Annotated in this window: 20 protein-coding genes; 8 read left to right on the top strand and 12 right to left on the bottom strand. The window is 71.0% G+C overall.

What is annotated here, in order from left to right:
- Window positions 1-62 precede the first annotated feature (62 nt).
- Window positions 63-833 (bottom strand): IclR family transcriptional regulator, encoded by a 771-nt coding sequence (locus tag AB0K08_RS01290; protein WP_363350865.1) that lies wholly within the window; start codon window positions 831-833, stop codon window positions 63-65.
- Window positions 834-1060: 227 nt separating this feature from the next.
- On the opposite strand from AB0K08_RS01290, the gene AB0K08_RS01285 reads away from it, so the two are divergent.
- Both AB0K08_RS01285 and aroQ read left to right on the top strand, forming a co-directional pair.
- Window positions 1061-2485 (top strand): MFS transporter, encoded by a 1425-nt coding sequence (locus tag AB0K08_RS01285; RefSeq protein ID WP_363350862.1) that lies wholly within the window; start codon window positions 1061-1063, stop codon window positions 2483-2485.
- A gap of 11 nt (window positions 2486-2496) precedes the next feature.
- Window positions 2497-2955 (top strand): type II 3-dehydroquinate dehydratase, encoded by a 459-nt coding sequence (gene aroQ / locus AB0K08_RS01280; protein WP_363350860.1) that lies wholly within the window; start codon window positions 2497-2499, stop codon window positions 2953-2955.
- A 183-nt stretch (window positions 2956-3138) separates the two neighbouring features.
- Here the strand turns inward: aroQ and rlmN are convergent, their stop codons facing one another.
- The 4 genes from rlmN to AB0K08_RS01260 form a co-directional block, all read right to left on the bottom strand.
- Window positions 3139-4437: a 23S rRNA (adenine(2503)-C(2))-methyltransferase RlmN gene (gene rlmN, locus AB0K08_RS01275; protein ID WP_363351826.1), complete on the bottom strand. Its 1299-nt coding sequence runs from the start codon at window positions 4435-4437 to the stop codon at window positions 3139-3141.
- Between the two features lie 423 nt (window positions 4438-4860).
- Entirely contained in the window at window positions 4861-6078 is a 1218-nt protein-coding gene (locus AB0K08_RS01270) for an MFS transporter (protein WP_363350858.1), read from the bottom strand.
- Window positions 6075-6887: an oxygenase MpaB family protein gene (locus AB0K08_RS01265; protein ID WP_363350856.1), complete on the bottom strand. Its 813-nt coding sequence runs from the start codon at window positions 6885-6887 to the stop codon at window positions 6075-6077. The genes AB0K08_RS01270 and AB0K08_RS01265 overlap by 4 nt, the downstream gene beginning before the upstream one ends.
- A complete protein-coding gene (locus AB0K08_RS01260) occupies window positions 6878-8251 on the bottom strand; it encodes a hypothetical protein (protein ID WP_363350854.1) in 1374 nt (457 codons plus the stop codon). The genes AB0K08_RS01265 and AB0K08_RS01260 overlap by 10 nt, the downstream gene beginning before the upstream one ends.
- A gap of 281 nt (window positions 8252-8532) precedes the next feature.
- Between AB0K08_RS01260 and AB0K08_RS01255 the strand changes: the two genes are divergently transcribed.
- The 6 genes from AB0K08_RS01255 to AB0K08_RS01230 all read left to right on the top strand — a co-directional run bounded on the left by AB0K08_RS01255 (window position 8533) and on the right by AB0K08_RS01230 (window position 14484).
- Window positions 8533-8913, top strand: coding sequence for a three-helix bundle dimerization domain-containing protein (locus tag AB0K08_RS01255; RefSeq protein ID WP_363350852.1), 381 nt, complete (start codon window positions 8533-8535; stop codon window positions 8911-8913).
- A 26-nt stretch (window positions 8914-8939) separates the two neighbouring features.
- Complete coding sequence (locus tag AB0K08_RS01250) at window positions 8940-9692, top strand: three-helix bundle dimerization domain-containing protein (protein WP_363350850.1); 753 nt, start codon at window positions 8940-8942, stop codon at window positions 9690-9692.
- A gap of 136 nt (window positions 9693-9828) precedes the next feature.
- Window positions 9829-10170, top strand: coding sequence for a metal-sensitive transcriptional regulator (locus AB0K08_RS01245; protein WP_363350848.1), 342 nt, complete (start codon window positions 9829-9831; stop codon window positions 10168-10170).
- An 80-nt stretch (window positions 10171-10250) separates the two neighbouring features.
- Entirely contained in the window at window positions 10251-10487 is a 237-nt protein-coding gene (locus tag AB0K08_RS01240) for a heavy-metal-associated domain-containing protein (protein WP_363350846.1), read from the top strand.
- 90 nt (window positions 10488-10577) lie between these two features.
- Entirely contained in the window at window positions 10578-13097 is a 2520-nt protein-coding gene (locus AB0K08_RS01235; RefSeq protein ID WP_363350844.1) for a heavy metal translocating P-type ATPase, read from the top strand.
- Window positions 13098-13167: 70 nt separating this feature from the next.
- A complete protein-coding gene (locus AB0K08_RS01230) occupies window positions 13168-14484 on the top strand; it encodes a hypothetical protein (protein ID WP_363350842.1) in 1317 nt (438 codons plus the stop codon).
- Here the strand turns inward: AB0K08_RS01230 and AB0K08_RS01225 are convergent.
- From AB0K08_RS01225 to hpaE, 7 genes are all read right to left on the bottom strand, one after another.
- Window positions 14481-14696 carry a hypothetical protein gene (locus AB0K08_RS01225; RefSeq protein WP_363350840.1) on the bottom strand — a complete coding sequence of 72 codons (216 nt, stop codon included), beginning with the start codon at window positions 14694-14696 and terminating at the stop codon, window positions 14481-14483. The two genes, AB0K08_RS01230 and AB0K08_RS01225, sit on opposite strands and share 4 nt — an antisense overlap.
- Window positions 14656-14781, bottom strand: a complete 126-nt coding sequence (locus AB0K08_RS01220; protein WP_363350838.1) for a hypothetical protein — start codon at window positions 14779-14781, stop codon at window positions 14656-14658. The genes AB0K08_RS01225 and AB0K08_RS01220 overlap by 41 nt, the downstream gene beginning before the upstream one ends.
- Window positions 14782-14788: 7 nt before the next feature.
- A complete protein-coding gene (locus AB0K08_RS01215; RefSeq protein WP_363350836.1) occupies window positions 14789-16690 on the bottom strand; it encodes an FAD-dependent monooxygenase in 1902 nt (633 codons plus the stop codon).
- Window positions 16691-16750: 60 nt separating this feature from the next.
- The gene (locus AB0K08_RS01210; protein WP_363350834.1) at window positions 16751-17563 is read right to left on the bottom strand and encodes an aldolase/citrate lyase family protein; all 813 of its coding nucleotides are present in this window, start codon (window positions 17561-17563) and stop codon (window positions 16751-16753) included.
- Complete coding sequence (gene hpaH / locus AB0K08_RS01205; protein ID WP_363350832.1) at window positions 17548-18333, bottom strand: 2-oxo-hept-4-ene-1,7-dioate hydratase; 786 nt, start codon at window positions 18331-18333, stop codon at window positions 17548-17550. Before hpaH ends, AB0K08_RS01210 begins: the two co-directional genes overlap by 16 nt.
- A 15-nt stretch (window positions 18334-18348) precedes the next feature.
- Complete coding sequence (hpaD, locus tag AB0K08_RS01200) at window positions 18349-19515, bottom strand: 3,4-dihydroxyphenylacetate 2,3-dioxygenase (RefSeq protein ID WP_363350830.1); 1167 nt, start codon at window positions 19513-19515, stop codon at window positions 18349-18351.
- A 64-nt stretch (window positions 19516-19579) separates the two neighbouring features.
- Window positions 19580-21118, bottom strand: coding sequence for a 5-carboxymethyl-2-hydroxymuconate semialdehyde dehydrogenase (gene hpaE / locus AB0K08_RS01195; protein ID WP_363350828.1), 1539 nt, complete (start codon window positions 21116-21118; stop codon window positions 19580-19582).
- Between the last annotated feature and the right edge of the window lie 7 nt (window positions 21119-21125).

Here is a 21125-nt window from a genome sequence, read left to right as displayed (position 1 = left end):
ATCCCGTTCACACCCGGCCCGTCACACGAGCGCCCATTGAATGGAATATGCCGTGAAGGGGGTCACAGCCGGGGCAGGCTGCTGCCGGCCATGCCGGAGAGGCCGCGGGCGGCGGAGAGCAGCACCGGCACCTGGACCCGGAGGTTGACGTCGGCCAGCGTCTGGACGATGGTCAGGGCGCCCACCACTCCGCCGTGCGCGTCCAGCACCGGCGCTGACAGGCCGGCCAGGGAGCCCACCAGCACGCCCGGCAGGTGCACGTATCCGTCCGCCCTCGCCTGAGCCAGCCGCCGCCTCAGGTGCCCCTCCGTCATCCCCGACTGCAGCGTGCTGGCGTCCCAGGGCATGGCCAGGATGCGCTCGCGCACGTCCGGCGGGGAGAACGCGAGCATCACCTGTCCGGACGAGGCCGCCAGGACCGGCTGCCGGAGCGCCACCTGGGTGAGGTCCTCCCGGGCCCCGCGGTGGGTGAGCCGCTCCAGGTAGATGATCTCCCCCGCCGGCTCGTCCAGGATGGACAGGCTGACATTCTGCTTCAGGGTGACGTGGATGGCCTCCATGAAGGGCAGCGCCAGCTGGGACAGCGCCTGGAACCGGGATCCACGCTGCCCCGCCTCCCAGAGCGCCAGGCCGATCCGGAAGCGGCCGCGCCCCGTACGGAACAACAGCCCCGCCTCGGCCATGTCGGAGGCCAGGCGGTGTGCGGTGGAGGGCGAGAGCCCCGTCCGTGCGGAGAGTTGCGCGGCCGAGAGCTCGGGGTGGCCGGCGTCGAAGCAGTCCAGGAGCCGGGCCACCCTGGTGATCACCGATTCCCCGGACGTCGAGTTCGCCATGAGGTCCAGCCTAGACCCCGGCAACCCATTCAATGGGCCACTGTTTGGCGACGCCCCCGGCGGCAGGCAGTCTTCTCGAACAGCCGCGTGACCCCGTTCACAGCACCGGACCGCGCTGACCAACCGGACCGCCGGCCGCGGTGGCACCCAGCCTGTCGAACGCAGCACAGGCACCCGGGAGCGCTGGCGGCATGGCCGAAGAACCATCCCCTGACCTGGGAGTAACCATGAGCACCACCCACACGGCCCCCCGTGACACCAGCGGTCAGCTGGACACCATGTCGCCCGAGGACCAGCAGTACCGCATGGTCCGCGCCAAGCGCGCCGGCTGGTCGGCCTTCCTCGGCGGGGCCCTCGAGTACTACGACTTCTTCGTCTACGCCACGGCGGCCTCGCTGATCTTCCCCCGCGTCTTCTTCCCGGACACCGGCAGCGATGCCCTCACCCTGGTGGCGTCCTTCGGCACCCTCGGAGTGGCCTACGTGGCCCGCCCCTTCGGCGCGATCTTCTTCGGGCACCTGGGTGACCGGGTCGGCCGCAAGGCAATCCTGCTGGCCACCCTGTTGCTGATGGGCGCGGCCACCTTCCTGATCGGCATCCTGCCCACCTACGCGCAGGCCGGCCTCTGGGCGCCCATCCTGCTCGTGGTGCTCCGGCTGGCCCAGGGGCTCTCCGCCGGCGCCGAGATCGCCGGCGCCTCCGCGCTGAGCACCGAGGAGGCGCCCGTGGGGCTGCGCGGGTTCTTCCCGTCCTTCTCGATCTCCGGCATCGCCGCAGGAATCGTCCTGGCCTCCCTGGCGTTCCTGCCGGTCACGGCCATGGACGAGGAGGCCATGCTCAGTTGGGGCTGGCGCCTGCCGTTCCTCGCCTCGATCCTCGTGCTGGCGGTGGCCTGGTTCGTCCGCCGGAGCCTGCAGGAGCCCGAGGACTTCCAGGAGACCAAGGACGCCGGCGAGCAGGAGAAGGCCCCCTTCCTGGTCATGCTCCGCACCCACCCGGTGCAGTTCGTCCAGATCTCCATCCTGTCCCTGCAGGTCGTGACCAACACCCTGATGCAGGCGTTCGGCCTGTCCTACGCCACCCAGGTGGGCATCGACTCCTCCACCATGCTGTGGGTGACCATCGTGGGCAACATCGTGGCCATCTTCACCACGCCGGCGGCGGCCTACCTCTCTGACCGGATCGGCCGCAGGCCGACCTTCGTGGCCGGTACCGCCACCACCGCCGTGATGATCTGGGTGTATTTCAACGCCATCGCCTCGGGCAACATCGCCCTGGTGTTCGTGGCCTCCACGACCATCCTCGGCGTGACCTACGCTCTCTCCAACGCCGTCTACCCGGCCTGGTTCTCCGAGCTGTTCAACGTCAAGGTGCGCTACTCCGGCGTCGCGGTGGGACTGCAGGTCGGCATCCTGGTCTCCGGCTTCACGCCGATGATCGCCTCCGCGCTGGTCGGGGACAACTACGCGAACTGGGGGCCGGCCGCCTGGCTGGTCTCCGGCGCCACCATCCTGGCGACCCTGGTGGCCCTGACCACCCGCGAGACGTACAAGACGCCGTTGGCCGAGCTCGGCAACCCCGTCTCGGACGCGGAGATCGAGGCCGGGCTGCACCATGGCTCCCAGCGTCCGTCCCAGCGCGCCACCCGATAGTCTGAGGCGTCATGACCCAGAACAAGCCCGTCTACGTGCTCAACGGACCGAACCTGAACCTCCTCGGCCAGCGTGAACCGGAGAAGTACGGCACCTCGACCCTGGCGGATGTGCGTTCCCTCTGTGAGGAGACCGCCTCCGGCCTGGGCCTCGCGGTGGACTTCCGGCAGTCCAACCACGAGGGCGTCCTGATCGACTGGATCCAGGAGGCCCGGGAGTCGGGCGCCGGCGTCATCCTGAACCCGGCGGGTTACACCACCACCTCGATCGCCATCATGGACGCGCTGCTGGCCGCGGAGCTGCCGGTGATCGAGGTCCACCTCACCAACATCCACCGTCGGGAGGAGTTCCGCCACCACTCCTACGTCTCCAAGGTGGCCGAGGCGGTCATCGCCGGGGCCGGGGCCCACGGCTACCGCCTCGCGCTGGAACACATGGCCCGGCTGCTCCGACCCGAAGACCGGGCCTGAACATCGGTCCCAGGCAACAGGCCTGAAGACCGGGCCCGACGCCGGCCCCGCGCCTCCCAGCGCAACGCACCGGCCGCCGTCGGGCACCAAGAACTGCAGGTCAGAAGATGCCCGCGACACGCCGTATCTCCGGCGTGTCGCGGGCATCTTTCGACCCCCAGTTGCAGGGGTGAGGGTGAGGCCTCAGCCGCGGATGTCGATCGACTCCGCGGCGCCGCCGCGGCCACGACGGCCGGGGCCCGGGTCAGTCACGGTGCCGTCCGCCTCGTCCTCGTCCCCCTCGGCGGCCAGCTGGCCACAGGCACCGTCGATCTCCTTGCCCCGGGTGTCCCGCAGCGTCGTGGGGATGCCGGCGTCGTTCAACCGGTCGATGAACTCGTCCGTCACGTCCGGCTCGGAGGACGTCCAGATGGACCCGGGGGTCGGGTTCAGCGGGATGGGGTTCACGTGCACCCAGCCGCGGCCGCGGGCGTTGAGCTTCTTGGCCAGCAGATCCGCCCGCCAGGCGTGGTCGTTCATGTCCTTGATCAGCGCGTACTCGATGGACACGCGCCGCCCGGTCTGCACGAAGTAGTTGTAGGCCGCGTCGATGGCCTCGTCCGCCTTCCACCGCGAGTTCACCGGGATCAGCTCGTCCCGCAACTCATCGTCCGGGGCGTGCAGGGACAGCGCGAAGGTGACCGGGATGCCCTCGGCCGCCAGCTTGTTGATGGCGGGCACCAGCCCCACCGTGGAGACGGTGATGTGGCGGGCGGACATCCCCAGGCCCTCCGGGGCGGGGTCCACCATGCGGCGGACGGAGGCGATCACCCGCTTGTAGTTGGCCAGCGGCTCGCCCATGCCCATGAACACGATGTTGGTGACGCGCTCGGCGTTGTGCCCGCCGTCCCGGCGCAGCCCGCCCAGTCCGCCGGAGGCGATGACCTCGTTGGCGCGGACCACCTGCTCCACGATCTCCGCCGTGGACATGTTGCGCGTCAGGCCGTTCTGGCCGGTGGCGCAGAAGGGGCAGTTCATGCCGCAACCGGCCTGGCTGGACACGCACAGCGTCACCCGCCCCGGATAGCGCATGAGCACGGACTCCACCAGCGCCCCGTCGAACAGGCGCCACAGGAACTTCACGGTGTCCCCGTTGTCCGTGGTGAGCCGGCGGACCTCGGTCAGCAGCGGTGGCATCATCTCGCCCACCAGCTGATCCCGCTGCCCGGCGGGCAGGTCCGTCATCCGCTCGGGGTCCGAGGTGAAGTGCGTGAAGTAGTGGGTGGAGAGCTGCTTGGCGCGGAATCCCGGCAGCCCCATCTCCTTGACCCTGGCCTCGCGCTCGGCCAGCGTCAGGTCGGCCAGGTGGGTCTTCGGCTGCGCCACGCGGGGCTGCTTGAACTGCAACAGCGGCCGGCCGTCGTCGGCGGTCGGCTGGGTCCAGCCCTCCGTCTGGGGGCGGACCTGGGGGCGGCCCGTCTCGGCGGCGGGGTTGGAGAGCATGCGGCCGTCCAACGGTCCGCCGATCCCCTGCTGCTGCAGCCGGGCGCGATCCTCGGCGATCTGCTTCGCCTCGGTCTCGTCGATCAGCCCCCGCTTCGGGCGGTTGAGCTTGAGCTTTCCGTCCCGGGCGTGCTCCAGGCGCGCGTCGGCGGGGTCGGCCGGGCGCGCGGCAGTGGTCCGGGCGGTGCGGTCCGGGCGGTGGTCCCCTCCGCGGGGACGAGAAGTCTCAGCCATCCCCGCCATTCTCCCATGGACGCCCCGTGACGTTCAGGGCCGATCGTCGTCCTCGCCCCCACCCTGTGACGCGTCATGGAAATATCCGGTGTGTCGGTCCTGAGCGGCGGCGACACACCGGACGTTCGCATGATGAGACCAGAGGCCACCACGCCGACCCGGTCCTCCTGCCCGACGACGGCCGGTCGGCTACCCCTGGATGGTGCGGTCCCGGCCGGCGAGCCAGCCGAAGGCGGCCGCCCCGAGCCCGGAGGCGGCGAAGAGCCACGCGGCGGGGCCGAAGGAGCCCGTGGACGCGAAGATCTGACCGGTGATGAAGGTGCCGGCCGAGCCCAGGCCGTAGCCGAGCCCCTGCATCATCCCCGACACGCGGATCGCCATGTGGGAGGTGGTGCTGCGCAGCGCGATCATGGTCAGGGCCAAAGCGGTCAGCGCTCCCTGCCCGACGCCGAGGATCCCGGTCCAGAGCCAGATCGCGCCCAGCGGTCCGTGGATGGAGAGGATGAACCCGCCCGCCGTCAGCACGGCGGCGGCCACGTTGAGCCCGGACTGCGAGCGCAGCCGGGCCGCCCAGACGGGGCCGAACAGGGATCCTGCCATCTGCAGCACGATCGAGAGGGCCACGATCACCCCCGCCGTGCCGCCGTCGATCCCCCGCTCGCGCAGGATGGGGGCCAGCCAGGCGAAGCAGGTGAAGGAGGTCATGGCCTGGCAGACCATCATGCCGGTGATCTGCCAGGCCACGGGCGAGGTCAGCGGGCTGCGTCCCGTGGTCGAGGTGGACACCCTCGCAGCGGAGCGGTGCCGCAGCAGCACCGGCACCAGCAGCGCCGCGGCCAGCACCACGGGCACGGCCCAGACGCCCAGCGCCAGGTGCCATGACCCCATCGAGCCGTAGAGCGGGAAGGTCAGTCCGGCGCCGAAGGCCGCCGATCCGCAGATCGCGGTGGTGTACAGGCCGCTCATCAGGCCCTGGTGCTCGGCGAAGTCCTGTTTGACGATACTGGGCAGCACCACATTGGCCAGGGCGATGGCCGCGCCGGAGACCACGGTGCCCGCCAGCAGCGGGAGCAGGGCGCCGCCGTCGGGCACCGGGACCGCGCGCAGCACCAGGCCGGCGGTGAGCAGCACCAGCGCCCCGAACAGTACCTGCCAGGTGCCGAAGCGGCGGGCCAGCACCGGTGCCACGGGCGCGAAGACGCCCAGGAGCGTGGCCGGGACGGTGGTGAGCAGGGTGGCACCCCAGTCCGGCAGGCCGGTGGCCGCGATGATCTCCGGCAGGATCGCCGAGAAGCTCGAGAACAGGGTCCGCAGGTTGAGGGAGACCAGGACCACGCAGACCGCCAGGTAGACCCAAGAGGAGGCCGCAGGGCTGGCCGCGGGGCGGGAGGCAGTCGAGATGGTCACCCCCGCATTGTGCCAGCGCGCAGGGTGCGCACCACCAATGCTGAGGGCAGGTGTCGCAGCCGGCGCGGCAGGCAGGGGTACACGGCCCGGAGCACGCCCCACAGGCGGGCCTCGCGGCGTGCCTGGACCCCGTCCCAGTCCAGTCCCAGCTCGGTGCGGATCCGTCCCGGCAGCATCCCCGCGGTCACGAACCGCGCCACCGGCATCACCCGCCGCAGCCACCAGGGGGCCTGTTCCGCGGCGAACAGGTCCCGCGCGATGTCCCGCGCCTCCTGGGTCACCTCCAGGCGCACGACGGCGGCCTCCCAGTACCGCGCGAAGGCCGCCCGGTCGCTCGGCCAGAGACCGGCGGGCATCCCCAGCAGGGTCCCGAGCTCCGCGTAGTCGCGGTAGATCCGTTCGGCGTCCGCGGGGTCCAGCTCCCCCCAGATCCGCCACCGGGTGCGCTCCGCCGCCCAGTAGAGGGTGGCCGTGACCCACAGCTGCGCCTGGGGATCGGCCGCGGAGTAGGCACGACCCCCGGCGTCGGCGCCACGGACCGGCGCGTGCGCGGCGCCCACCCAGGCGGCGATCCGTTCCCGCGCCGGCTCGGCCTCCGGCAGGACGGCCGCGTAGACGAATTGGAGGGTGTGACGCAGCCGCTTCAGCGGGTCGGCGGCGAAGTCTGAGTGCCGTGCCACCCCGGCCCCCACGGGGCGGTGGGACACCTGCAGCAGGATCGCGGCACCCGCACCGACAAGCACCACGGCCTCCCGGGCCAGCCCCACCGTGGTGGTCGGTCCGGGCCCGGCCCCTCGGGTCACGGCCACCGGGTGTACCCGTCGGGATCGCCGCGCTGGTCGTGCCGGTCGTGCCCCACCTGCCATCCGCGGTAGGCGGGCCGACCGTCCGGCTGCAGGGCCGGCGTCGTGCGGGCCGCCGTGCCGGACACCAGCGCCGGGCCCTGCCCCGGCACCTCCGCCTCCTCTCCGTTCGCCCCCACCGCCGCCTCCTCGACGGCGGCCTCGCGGGCCCGGTCGCCCAGGCCGGCCTCGGTGAGCACGGCGTCGAGGTTGCGGATGAACACCACGAGCCAGGCGTAGATGACCCCGCCCATGGCGAGCTCGAAGCCGGTGAGGTTGTAGTAGCGCAGCGGGAGCCAGAGCAGGGTGGCCATCACCGCCAGGGCCAGCATCAGGTAGGTGCCCACGTAGACCGCGGCCGGGAAGCCGGGCAGCCAGATCTGGATCGAGGCCAGCAGGACGATGAACACTACGCCGAGGATGCGGATGAAGGTCGAGTGCACGGGGTCGGAGAAGTTGATGGGGACCACGCCGGCGCCCATCATGCACAGCCCGATGATGAACAGGGACCAGCGCAGCACCCCGATCCGGGCCTTGCGGACCCCCTGCCGGGCGCGGGCGCGGGCCCAGGAGAAGAGGTCCTGGGTGATGAAGGAGGAGAGGGTGGTCAGGACCAGGCCGGACACCGTGAGCGTGGTGTTGAACGTCCAGAAGGACAGGATGCCGGCCTGCCCCGTGCCGAGTTCGGAGAAGAACGCGTGCCACCAGAAGGGGTTCTCCGCCAGCAGCATCGAGACGATCATGCCGGAGGCCATGAACAGCGCCAGCAGTGAGGACAGGGAGCGCGTGGAGATCCGGGCCGCGGAGTTGAACCCCAGGTAGCCGGCCACGGAACCGGTGATCGTCAGCATCACGGTGGAGGCGATCCCGTCCACCGTCAGACCCGTGAACGACTCCTGGAACAGGCGGAACAGGGCCAGGCAGGCCATCACTGCGATCGAGGCGTGCACCACCACGAGCCCCACCGCATCCGCCACCATCCACGCCCAGTGCCGCTGGATCATCCACTGGTGCGTGGTGCGGGTGGAGCGGGCCAGGCCCACCAGGCAGGCCAGCCCCGCGGCCACGGCGGTGAGGATGCCGGCGGCGGTGCCCACCGAGAAGTCCCCGGACAGCGGCGCGCGGCGCCCCACGAAGACCAGGATCCCGACGGCGGCGCCCGCCACCCCGGCGGCGATGGCCATCCAGATCGCGAGGGACTCGCGGGCCACCGGGCTGGTCAGGCGGCGGATCGACAGGAGCCGGGACAGGGGTCCGGAACCGCCGTCCGGGACGCCGGTCAGGGGCGTTCGGCCGGTGGCGGTCTGCGGGGCTGCGCTGAAGTCCGTCACGGTGGCCGATTCTGGCACGCCCGGGTTAACCCCGCGGGAATCGCGGACGCAGGCGGGTCACATCAGGGCCCGGCGGGGCTGTCGATGAGGTGCCGGCAGGGCGTTGACCGGGTTCTGACAGGGGTCTCCATGACGCCTTTGTGAGGTGGCTCTCAGCCACGCACTACCGGAACAATACCGAATAGACTATGCTGATTCATGTTCCGTTCACCTGGTGTTCACCTCAGGACGAGGACGGACCCGCCGACGAGAGGTCGCCGGGATCAGAGAAGGAGGTGCCCATGACCACCCACGTCATGACCCAGACAACATCATCGGCCGCGGCGCAGCGCAGCGCCGCCCGGCCCGCCGGCCACCACTCGGCCCCCGCTCCCGCCGGAAACGGCATGGACGGCGCGCTGCCCACCGGGGCCAACCACATCCTGCATGCCCACGTGCTGGGCCGCGCCGTACGTGGCCTGCAGGCCACGTACGCCGCCCTGGAGCCGGACCTGATCCGTTCCACCGTCAACACCGCCTACCGCGAGCTGGACCGGACCGCACGGCTGAAGACCTTTCTGCCCACCCTGGCCATCCGCGAGGCCGAGGACCGCCTGCGCCGGCTGGCGGCGGGCCCCGCCGAGCGCGACGCGGCGACTCAAGCGGTCGCAGCCGCCGCCTGACCCGCACGCCCTGCGAAGGAGCAGTCATGAACGGCAAGCACGCCCCCCAGGAGGAGTCGCCACAGGGCGACGCCGGCACCGCCGCCTCCGCCCCCGCCCTGGACCGCCACGTGTTGGAGCGGACCGCAGCACACCTGCATGAGCGCTATGCGCGGGTGGCGGACCGCCCCACGGTGGACCGCGTCCTGGCCGAGTGCTACCGGGAGATGGACCGGCGGGCCACCGTGAAGGCCTACCTGCCCCTGCTGGCCGGCAACTTCGCGGACAGCCGGTTGCGCGCCCTCGGCATCGCCCAGGGCATCATCGAGTCGCCGCTGCCCCGCGTCCTGTTCATCGACGACGTCAACGCCGGGCGCTCCCAGATGGCCGCCTCCCTGTTGCTCCGGCACTCCGCGGGGCGCATCACCGCGCGCTCCGCCGGGCTGGCGCCCGCCGGACACCTGCATGAGGACGCCGTGACCGTCATGGCGGAGATCGGCGTCCCCTTGGACCAGGCGTACCCCAAGCCCCTCTCCGAGGATGTGCACCGGGCCGCCCAGCACGTGGTGACCTTCGCCTGCGCCGAGCAGGTGGAACAGCTGTCCGGCCAGGACGTCCGCGACTGGGACATCCCCAGCTTCGTGGGCCGCTCCCTGGCGGACATCCGCGCCATGCGGGACGATCTCGAGGCCCGGGTCCTGGGCCTGATGCGAGAGCTCGGCGTCCAGCCCGATGGGTCCGTCGGCACCGCTGGCGACAGCGCTGGCCAGGGGGGCGCCACCCTGCGGATGAGCGCCTGAGCCTGCCCCGCCACACCACTCTTCCCTCCTGCGGCCCGCCACCACCCGGTGGCGGGCCGCAGGCATGTCCTGACCGCGACTCGATACCCCCTATGGGTACTTGAACCGATACCCATAGGGGGTATACAGTGCAGGCATGAGCACGGAGATCGCCGAACAGCCTGAGTCCACGGACGAGCAGGCCCACCACGGGTACAGCCCGAACAAGGACGCCTACCTCAAGCGGCTGCGCCGCATCGAGGGGCAGGTCCGCGGCATCTCCCGGATGGTGGATGAGGACCAGTACTGCATCGACATCCTCACGCAGGTGGCAGCCGCCACGAAGGCCTTGCACGCCGTCAGTCTCGGGCTGCTCGAGGACCACATGGGTCACTGCGTGGCCGATGCTGCCCGCGAGTCCCGTGAGACGGGCAACGACGAGGCCGTCCAGGCCAAGGTCGCCGAGGCCACCGCGGCCATCGCGCGCCTCATGCGCTGACGCGCCGTCCCACGCCCTGCCACGCCGCCAACGCCATCACCATCGTCACCGCCATCGTTTCGATCCCGAGGAGAACCATCATGAGCACCACCGACATCAAGATCAACGGCATGACCTGCAACCACTGCGTCGCCAGCGTCACCGAGGAACTGCAGGAACTGCCCGGCGTCACGGGTGTGGAGGTCAAGCTCGTGGCCGGCGGGACCTCCACGGCCACCGTGACCACCGGGACGGGCACCGTGGCCCCCGAGGACCTGAAGGCCGCCGTCGAGGAAGCCGGCTACGCCGTCGCCACCCCCGGTCTGGACCTCGCCTGAACCCAGGTCCGCGCCCCGGACCGGTTAGACGAACAGCACCCGCGGCAGGAACAGGACCCGGCGGGTCAGACGCAACAGACAGGACGGATCATGGACACCGCAGCACCGGACACCAGCGGGACGCTCGAAGCCGTCCGGAGGGTGGACCTGGACATCACGGGCATGACGTGCGCGTCCTGCGTCGGCCGGGTGGAGCGCAAGCTCGGCAAGATCGACGGGGTGACAGCCACCGTCAACCTGCCCCTGGAGTCCGCTGCGGTGACGGTTCCGTCCTCCATCACGGACGAGCAGATCCTCGCGGCGGTGGACCAGGCCGGTTACACCGCCTCCCTGCGCCGCCCGGCAACAACCGGGGCACAGAGTGACCAGACCACGTCACTTCGGCGGGGGCAGGGTCACTCTGCGCCTGGGGAGGGGGGCGAGGGGCAGCGCCTCGACCCTCCGGAGCCCCTCGACGTTCCGGAGCACGCCGACCACGGCGGTCACGGCGGTCACGGCGGTCACCTGGACCACGGGCCCACCGGGGATGTGATCAGGCCGCGGCTCATCGGGGCGGCGATCCTCACCGTCCCGCTGTTCCTGATCTCGATGTTCCCGGCCCTGCAGTTCCCCCACTGGGGCTGGGTCGCCCTCGTCCTGGCCACGCCGGTGACCTTCTGGTCCGCCTGGCCGTTCCACACCGCCGCGTTCAAGGCGGCACGCCACGGCTCCTCCACCATGGACACCCTGGTCTCACTCGGCGTGCTCGCCGCCTGGGCGTTCTCCACGGTCGAGCTCCTGCTCGACCCCGCCATGACCGCGCACGCCGGCGCCGCCATGGGTGCCGGGGACATGGCCTCGATGGCCGACCACCAGCTCTACTTCGAGACCGCCGGCGTGGTCACCACGTTCCTGCTGCTCGGCCGCTGGCTGGAGGCCCGCGCCAAGAAGCAGGCCGGTCACGCCCTGAAGGCCCTGCTGGACCTGGGGGCCAAGACCGCCACGGTGCTGCGCGACGGCACGGAACACACCGTCCCCGCGGCCGACCTCGTCCCGGGTGACGAGTTCGTGGTCCGCCCCGGCGAGAAGGTCGCCACGGACGGCTTCGTCATCTCCGGCCACTCGGCCGTGGACACCTCCCTGATCACGGGCGAATCGGTCCCCGAAGAGGTCGGCCCCGAGGACACCGTCACCGGCGCCACCGTCAACACCTCCGGCCGGCTGCTGGTCCGGGCCACCCGGACCGGCTCGGACACCACGCTCGCCCAGATGGGCCGCCTCGTCTCGGACGCCCAGACCGGCAAGGCCCCGATCGCCCGCCTGGCGGACCGCATCTCGGCGGTCTTCGTGCCGATCGTCCTGGTCATCGCGGTACTCACCTTCGGTGCGTGGATGGTCTTCTCCGGCGGCGATCTGCACTCCGCCTTCCGCGCCGCCGTCGCCGTGTTGGTCATCGCCTGCCCCTGCGCGCTGGGCCTGGCCACCCCGGTCGGCCTGCTCGCCGGCACCGGCCGCGCCTCCCAGCTCGGCATCCTCATCCGCGGCCCCGAAGTCCTCGAGGACACCCGCACCGTGGACACCATCTTGCTGGACAAGACCGGCACCGTGACCTCCGGCGACCTCGCCGTCACCTCGGTGACGCCACTCCGGGAACAGGACCACGGGCCCGACGCCGGCCACCTCCTGGCTCTGGCGGGTGCGGTCGAATCGCATTCCGAGCACCCCATCGCCACGGCGATCGTGGCCGCCGCCCGCGAGCGTTCGGCCACGGGCCAGGTCCCCGAGGTCACCGACTTCTCCTCGGCCGCCGGCGGGGGCGTGCGCGGCACCGTCACCCCTGGCGCTGAGTGGTCAGGTCCCGTGCCGGATGACGGTCAATCGCCACCGGAACTGACCACCCAGCGTGAAGGAGGCCCCGGCCGAGAGGTGATCGTGGCGGCGGGGCGGTCCAGCTACATCGTCACGCAGCTGGACTCCGGGGCGCTGACCACCGCCCAGGAGCAGCAGCTCGCCGAGGCGGAGGAGGCCGGCGCCACCGCGATCTGGGTGGCCGTGGACGGCCGGATCGCCGGGATCATCTCCCTGCAGGACACCGTCAAGGAGTCCTCGGCACCGGCCATCGCCGAGTTCCGGCGCCTCGGCCTGCGCCCGATCCTGCTGACCGGGGACAACGCCGCCGTGGCCGCCCAGGTGGCGGCCGCCGTCGGGATCTCCCCCGAGGACGTGTTCGCCGGGGTGCGCCCCGAGGAGAAGGTGGCGAAGGTGGCGGAGCTCCAGCAGACCGGCCGCGTGGTGGCCATGGTGGGTGACGGCGTGAACGACGCCCCGGCGCTGGCCCAGGCGGACCTGGGGATCGCCATGGGCTCCGGCACGGACGTGGCCCGCGAGGCCGCGGACATCACGGTGATGGGCTCCTCGCTGGGCCAGGTGGTGCAGTCAGTGCAGCTGAGCCGCAAGACCCTGGGCATCATCAAGTCCAACCTGTTCTGGGCCTTCGCCTACAACACGCTCGGCATCCCCGTGGCCGCCGTGGGCCTGCTCAACCCCATGCTGGCCGGCGCGGCCATGGCAGCCAGCTCCGTGCTGGTCGTGGCCAACTCGCTGCGGCTGACGCGGTTCGCCCGCCGGTAGCCGCAGCAGTCTCATCCACCGCTCATGCACGTCTCATGGGGGTCTCATGGCCTCTTCCTAGCGTGAGGCCATGACCCTCGCGCCCCGCTCCTCCCCCTCTTCCCCCTCCTCCCGCTCCCCCTCCTCCCGCTCCGCCGCCGAGGCACCGGCCACGGCGACTCGCCCGCGTTCCGCGGCCGCGTCAGAGGGTCCTGGCCGTCGCCGCTCGGTGCTGATCATCGCCGGATCGCGGGACCGGGGCGCCGTCGCAGCGGCACGGTCGCTGCGGGCCGCCGGGTGGACGGTCGGGGCCGGGGTGCCGGACGCTGGCGGCGGCCTGGTGGGCGGGTCGAACGCCGTGGCACACGTCCACCGGGTGCCCCGCCCGCGTGGGGACGCGAGCGATTTCCTCGCGGCCATCCGGGCGGCCCATGCCGAGGTCGGCTACGAGCTGCTGGTCGGGGCCGGGGACGACTCCCTGTCCGCGCTGTCCCACTACCGGGACCGGCTGCCGGCGCGGGTGGCCCATCCCCCGGCGGTGGCCGTGAAGCGGGCCGGGGACAAGCTGCTGCTCTCGCGCTGGGCGGAGGACGCCGGGCTCGCCGCACCGGAGACCCTGCCCGCCACCGCGGCGGTCCTGGACCGGCTGACGGCACGAGACTTCCCGCTCGTGGTCAAGAATCGGCGTCATTGGCGGCCGGGGCAGCTCCGGCCCCTGCGGCTCGAGACGCGGGTCTGCGCCGACCACGCCGAGCTCCGGGACGCCCTGGCCGCATTCCGTGCCGACGGCGACGAGCCCATCCTCCAGCAGTACCGTCCCGGGAGGCTCGGGGCACTGATCGGCCTGTTCCACAACGGCCGGTTGGTCGGCCGGGTGCAACAGGAATCGCCCCGCCTGTGGCCGACGCCGGCCGGGTCCTCCGCGCGCGCCCGCACCGTCCCGGTGGACCGGACCCTGGCCGCGTCGGCCGAGAGACTCCTGGCCCGGGTGGAGTGGTCCGGCCTGGTGGAGCTGCAGTTCCTGATCTCCGAGGACGGCGTGCACCGGCTGATCGACCTCAACGGCCGGTACTTCGGCTCCCTGGCCCTCACCGAGCGGGCGCGCCCCGGACTGGTGGACGCGTGGGCCCGGCAGGCCACGGACCGCTACGTCCCCTGGCTGCAGGACGGTGAGGTCGGCCTGCGGTACCAGTGGTTCCCCGGGGATGTGCGCCGGGCCCTGGTGGAACGCCGCAACGGACTGGTCGCAGACCTCGGCGGCACGCTGTGCTGGGCCCTTCGCTCCCAGCACAGCGTCTTCCGGGCCCAGGACCCGGGTCCCGCCGTCTCCCTCATCACCGGCAGCATCCCCCGCGTGGACGGGTCCGAGCCCGCCGGCTCAGGCTCCCGGGCGGAGCCCGCCGGTTAGCCAGCCTGGGAGGAGGCGGCGTAGGCCGACGGCTCCGAGTACAGCGCCGACTGGGGGCCGTAGGTCAGCCCGGTGCCGATGCAGACCAGTGCCAGGCCGAGGTAGAGGTTGGCCAGGCTGCCCGAGTCGATCAGCAGGAACAACGGCCAGACCGCGAGGACTCCGGCGGACTCATAGGTCGGCAGCCATCGTGGCGTAGATGAAGTAGTCACACCATTCGACGGTGGTGCCGACCAGCGTGGCGGCCGCCACGCGGCGCTGGTTCGCCCGTTCGGAGCGATGGGAGGTGGTGGTCACGGGTTCCTCAGGAGCGGGTGTCGAAGATCGGGGACAGGAAGTCGGCCAGTTCAGCCGGTGCGTCCAGGGGGAACACGCCGGCCACGTACTGGTCCGGGCGGACGAGCACCACGGCACCGTCCCGGCTGATGCCGCGGGCCTTGAAGATGTCCTCCGCCGGGTCCACGCCGAAGACCTTGTTCAGGTTGGAGATGTGGAGCCGTCCGACCTTCGGGCGGAAGGCCGCCGGGGACTGCATCAACTCCACCTGCTCGTGAGGCTGCTGGTAGACGGCGTAGACGTCGAACAGCGCGTCCGCGTCCTTCCCCGCCGGCGTGTACCGATGCAGCGGGGAGTCCTCAGAGTCCATCCACTGGCCCCAGGCCCGCAGCGCGGAATCCGGTGCCGAGGACGCGGCCGAGTCGGCGAAGGCGTAGATCCGCCACCGGCCGTCGGCCACATGCTGGTGGCCCAGTCGCTGCGGGGTGGTGTCACAGACCCGTTTGACCGGGTGGGCCTTGAAGCGCTTGCCCAGGGGGAACCCGGTGGCCAGGTGCTGATGGGTGGCCGGCCCGGTGAGCAGTCCCGCGGGGTACTCGGTCATGAACCCGGCCGGGAACTCGAAGGTCTTCTGGTAGAACTCCTCGAGCGCGGTCTCACTCTCGAGGTCCTCCGGCTTGGCGGCCATCATCGAGGACCATTCGCGGTCGAAGTCGATGAGGTTCTGCGCCACCGGCTGCCGTTCGGCCGAATAGGTGGACAGCAGCTTCGGGGTGGCGACCCCGGTCAGCACCTGGCCGAGCTTCCAGCCGAGGTTGAAGGCGTCCTGGATCGAGACGTTCATCCCCTGACCCGCCTTGGCCGAGTGGGTGTGACAGGCGTCCCCCGCGATGAACACCCGCGGCTCGCGCTGGCCGGCCTGCTCGGTCGGGACGTCGTCGAAGCGGTCCGTCACGCGGTGACCGACCTCGTACACGCTCCACCAGGCCACGTCCTTCACGTCCACCGTGTAGGGGGCGACGATGTGGTTGGCCTGGGCGATGATCGACTCGATCGGGGTCTTGCGCACGGCGCCGGCATCGTCCTGGTCCACCTCCCCCAAATCCACGTACATCCGGAACAGGAAGCCGCCCTCGCGGGGGATGTGCAGGATGGAGCCGTGCCGGGACTGGATGGCGCACTTGGTGCGGATATCCGGGAAGTCGGTCTCGGCCACCACGTCCATGACACCCCAGGCGTGGTAGGAGACCGCGCCCACGTGCTGGGCCCCGATGTCCCGGCGCACCTTGGAATGGGCGCCGTCGCCGCCGACCACGTACTTGGCCCGCACCACCCGCTCCGCGCCGGGCTCGATGCCCGCCTGGGCCGTGTCGCCGCTGCGCCGCAGGGTGGCGGTGACGGGGTACTCGCCCTCGCCGAGCTCGAGGGAGACGAACTCCCAGCCGAAGTACGGCTCGGTGCGGGACGGGGCGTTCCGCGCGAACCGGGCGAAGTAGTCCAGCACCCGGGCCTGGTTGACGATCAGGTGCGGGAACTCGCTGACACCGCTCGGATCGTCCTCCGCCCGGGCAGTGCGGGTGATGTGGTCCGGGTTCTGGGGGTCCGGCTTCCAGAAGTTCATCTCGGTCAGGTGGTAGGCCTCCGCGATGATCTCATCGGCGAAGCCGAAGGCCTGGAAGGTCTCGACGCTGCGGGCCTGGATGCCGTCGGCCTGACCGATCTCCAGGCGCCGGGGGCGGCGGTCGATGAGGCAGGTCATGACCTCAGGGAAACTCGCCAACTGGGCCGCGGCGGTCATCCCGGCGGGGCCGGCCCCGACCACGAGCACGTCCATGGTGTCCGGCAGTTCGGAGGATCGGTCGAGGCCCACCCCGGCGGCGGGCTGGATGCGGGGGTCCGTGGAAACGTACCCGTTGTGGTGGAAGAGCATAACGACTCCTTGGAAAGTCTGTGGCGGATCGGTGTCAGGGCGGTGGCAGGACCGGCGGTTCTAGTCGAGGGTCGGTGCGGGGCACCACGTGTCGGCGAGGGCCTCGGTGGCCCGGGCGAGAATCGCGACGTCCGCGGCGACGTTCACGAAGTCGGCCCCGGCAGCTGCGTAGTCCCGGGCCTGTTCGGGGGCGAAGGCGTTGACGCCGACGAACTTCCCAGCGGTCTTGACCTGGCCGATCACGGAGGTCACGGCCGCCACGACGTCCGGGTGGTTCTGCTGGCCGATCAGCCCCATGGACGCGGCCAGGTCGGAGGGGCCGATGAAGATGCCGTCCACCCCGTCCACCTCGACGATCCGAGAGGCCTCGGCGACGGCGGCGGCGGACTCGATCTGGACGACCAGGGTGACGAGGTCCCCGGCACGGTGCAGATAGTCCGGGATCCGGTTCCAACGCGCCGAGCGCGCCAGGGCCGAGCCCACCCCGCGGATGCCGCGGGGCGGGTAGTGCATCGCGCGCACCGCCTCCTCGGCGTCCGCCACGGTGTCCACCATCGGGATGACCAGGGACTGGGCCCCCAGGTCCAGGTACTGCTTGACCAGCACGGCGTCCAGGGCCGGGACGCGCACCACCGGGATGGTTGGGTACCCGGCCATGGCCCGCAGCTGCGCCTGGACGGTCTCCAGTCCCATCGGGGCGTGCTCGCCGTCGAGCAGCACGTAGTCCAGGCCGGCGGAGGCGCAGATCTCGGTGGCCGTCGGGTCCCCGGAGTTGACGAACATCCCGGCGGACGGCCGCCCGTCCCGGGCCGCCCGTGCCTCGGGGGTGAACAGGTCCTTCAGGCTCGGCTGCGGCGTCAGACGAATCGGCATGTCACGGTCCCCAGTTCCCCGTAGTCGGCATAGACGGTGTCCCCGGCGTAGACCCACATGGGCCGGGTGAAGGAGCCGGCGAGGATGGTCTCCCCGGCCTCGAGCACGTCCCCGTGCCCGGCGATCCGGTTGGCCAGCCAGTGCACGCCGTTGGCCGGGTGGTTCAGCACCCCGGCGGCTACGCCGGTCTCCATGATCTCCTGGTTGCGCGAGAGCATCCCCGCCACCCAGCGCAGGTCCACGGCGTCCACGGACACCGGCCGGCCACCGAGCACCATGGCCCCCATCGCGGCGTTGTCGCTGATGGTGTCCACGATGGTGCGGCCGGCCATCTCGATCCGGGAGTCCAGCACCTCCAGCGCCGGCACCACGTATTCGGTGGCGCGCAGCACGTCCAACAGGGTGACGCCCGGTCCGGCCAGCGTCTCCTTGAGGACGAAGGCCAGCTCCATCTCCACCCGAGGGTGGGTGTAGCGGTCCCACTGGTACACGTGGCCGGACTCCATCACCATGTCGTCGAAGATGACCCCGTAGTCGGGCTCGTCGATCCCGGTGGCGTCCTGCATGGCCTTGGAGGTCAGGCCGATCTTGTGGCCCACCTTCCTCCGGCCGGCCTCCTGCTGGCGCTGGGCCCAGATGCCCTGCACCGCGTAGGAGTCCTCGATCTCCATCTCCGGATAGCGCGCCGTGAGCAGCGGCACCGGCTGGCGGTCCTGCCCGGCGGCGTGCAGCTCGTCGGCGATGGCGGCGTGCGTGGCGTGGTCAAGCATGAGCGTGCCCCCTCCCTACAGCTGGTTCCCGAGCTTGAAGCCCTTGGCGGCCTCGCCCGTGTAGGTCCCGTCCGCGTCGCCCTCGCGGGTGTAGGAGAACCCGTCGGCGCCGATGGTGACGTCCATCTCGGAGCTCTCCGTGCGCTCGACGACCGGCTTGGGCTGGCCGTCCAGGTCCAGCACGAGGGAGGCCTCGGTGTACCAGGACGGGACCACGGGGTTGCCCCAGAAGTCGCGGCGCTGGTTGTCATGCACGTCCCAGGTGATCACCGGGTTGTCCGGGTCTCCCGTGTAGTAGTCCTGGGTGTAGATCTCCACGCGGTGGCCGTCCGGGTCGAGGATGTACAGGTAGAAGGCGTTGGACACACCGTGGCGGCCGGGGCCGCGCTCGATCCGGTCGGAGATGCGCAGGGCGCCCATCTTGTCGCAGATCGCCAGGATGTTGTGCTTCTCGTGGGTGGCGAAGGCGACATGGTGCATGCGGGGGCCGTTGCCGCCGGTCATGGCGGTGTCGTGCACGGTCGGCTTGCGGCGCATCCACGCGGCGTACACGGTGCCCTTGTCGTCCTGGATGTCCTCGGTGACGCGGAAGCCCAGGTCCTGCATGAACTTCGTGGCGCGGGGGACGTCCGGGGTCACCTGGTTGAAGTGGTCCAGGCGCACCAGGGCCCCCGGGGTGTACAGGTCATAGCGCCAGGCCAGTCGCTCGACGTGCTCCACGTCGTAGAAGAACTCGTAGGGGAAGCCCAAGGGGTCCTCCACGCGCACCGAGTCGCCGATGCCCTTCGTGAACCCCTCGGCCCGGCGCTCCACCCGGCAGCCGAGCTCCTCGTAGAAGGCCACCGCCCGGTCCAGTTCCTCGGGGCTGCGCACCCGGTAGGAGAACACGGCGACGGCGGCCACCGGCCCCTTGCGCAGGACCAGGTTGTGGTGGATGAACTCCTCCAGCGACCGCAGGTAGATGGTGTCCTCGTCCTCCTCGGTCACGGTCAGGCCGAGCACGTCCACGTAGAACTGGCGGGAGGCGGCCAGGTCGGTGACCACGAGTTCCATGTAGGCGCACCGCAGGATGTCCGGGGCCGGGGCCTGCGGGGTCGGGATGGGGTTGTCGGAGACGATGGGGGCGTCCTGGGAGACGTAGAAGCCGGAGGACGTCATGGTCCGGTCGTCGAGGTGTGTCATGTCAATCCTTGCGCTGGTGGGGTGGTGGCGTGGAGGGGGACGGGGCGTCCGGTGGGGCTGCCGCTCAGGCCTGGAGCTGCTCGGCGGCTTCCTCCTGCTTGCCGAAGACGGGGTTGTGGACCTCGCCGAGGTTGATGTGCACGGCCTGCTGGTCGGTGTAGAAGTCGATGGAGCGGTAGCCGCCCTCGTGGCCCAGGCCGGAGGCCTTGACGCCGCCGAAGGGGGTGCGCAGGTCCCGCACGTTGTTGGAGTTCAGCCACACCATGCCGGCCTCCACGTTCTGGGCGAAGTTGTGGGACCGCTTCAGGTCGTTCGTCCAGATGTAGGCGGCCAGGCCGTACTTGGTGTTGTTCGCCAGCTCGAGGGCTTCCTCGTCCGTGTCGAACGGCGTGATGGCCACCACCGGTCCGAAGATCTCCTCCTGGAAGATCCGGGCGTCCGGGGCCACGTCGGCGAAGACGGTCGGCTGGATGAAGTTCCCTGAGGGGAACTGCTCGGGACGGCCGCCGCCGGCGGTCAGACGCGCCTCGGTCTTGCCGATCTCCACGTAGGACATGACCTTCTCGAAGTGCTCCGGGTGCACCAGGGCGCCGACCTCGGTGGACTCCTCGTGCGGCAACCCGACCTTCACGCGCTTCGCCTGGGCCGAGTAGCGCTGCACGAACTCGTCGTAGATGCCGCGCTGGACCAGGATGCGGGAGCCGGCGGTGCAGCGCTCGCCGTTGAGGGAGAACACCCCGAAGACGGTCGCGTCGATGGCGGCGTCGAGGTCGGCGTCGTCGAACACGACGGCCGGCGACTTGCCGCCCAGCTCCATGGACAGGCCCTTGAGGTGCGGGGCGGCGTTGGCGAAGATGATCTGCCCGGTGGTGGACTCACCGGTGAAGGAGATCAGCGGGACGTCCGGGTGCTTGACCAGGGAGTCGCCGGCGAAGCCCTCCTCGCCGTAGCCGTGCACCATGTTGAACACGCCGGTCGGCAGTCCGGCCTCCTCGAAGATGCCCGGCCACAGGGAGGCGGACAGCGGGGTGAACTCCGCCGGCTTGAGCACCACGGTGTTGCCGGAGGCGATGGCCGGGCCGAGCTTCCAGGACTCGAGCATGAAGGGGGTGTTCCAGGGGGTGATCAGCCCTGCCACGCCGATCGGCTTGCGGTTGACATAGTTGGCCTGGCGGCCGGGGACCTTGAAGGCGTCGTCGTGCTGGGCCACGATCAGGTCGGCGAAGAAGCGGAAGTTCTCCGCCGCGCGCCGGGCCTGGCCCAGGGCCTGCGAGATCGGCAGCCCGGTGTCGAAGCACTCCATCTCGGCGAGCTCCTGGCCGCGGGTCTCCACGATGTCCGCGATCCGGTTCAGCACCCGGGAGCGTTCGCGGGGCAGCATGCGCGGCCAGGGGCCGTTCTCGAAGGCGTCCTTGGCGGCGGCGACCGCGGCGTCGATGTCGGCGACCTTGCCGGAGGCGGCCTTCAGGTAGGGCTGGTTGGTGACGGGGTTCAACACCTCGAAGGTGTCGCCGTCGATGGAGTCGACGTGCTTGCCGCCGATGTAGTGCTGGATGGTCGAGGGCAGGTTCGCGGGAACGAAGTCGTTGCTCTGGGCAGTCATCATGGTC

This window comes from Citricoccus sp. NPDC055426, assembly GCF_040677445.1.
Taxonomy (GTDB): Bacteria; Actinomycetota; Actinomycetes; order Actinomycetales; family Micrococcaceae; genus Citricoccus.
This window is presented reverse-complemented; position numbering and strand designations above follow the sequence as displayed.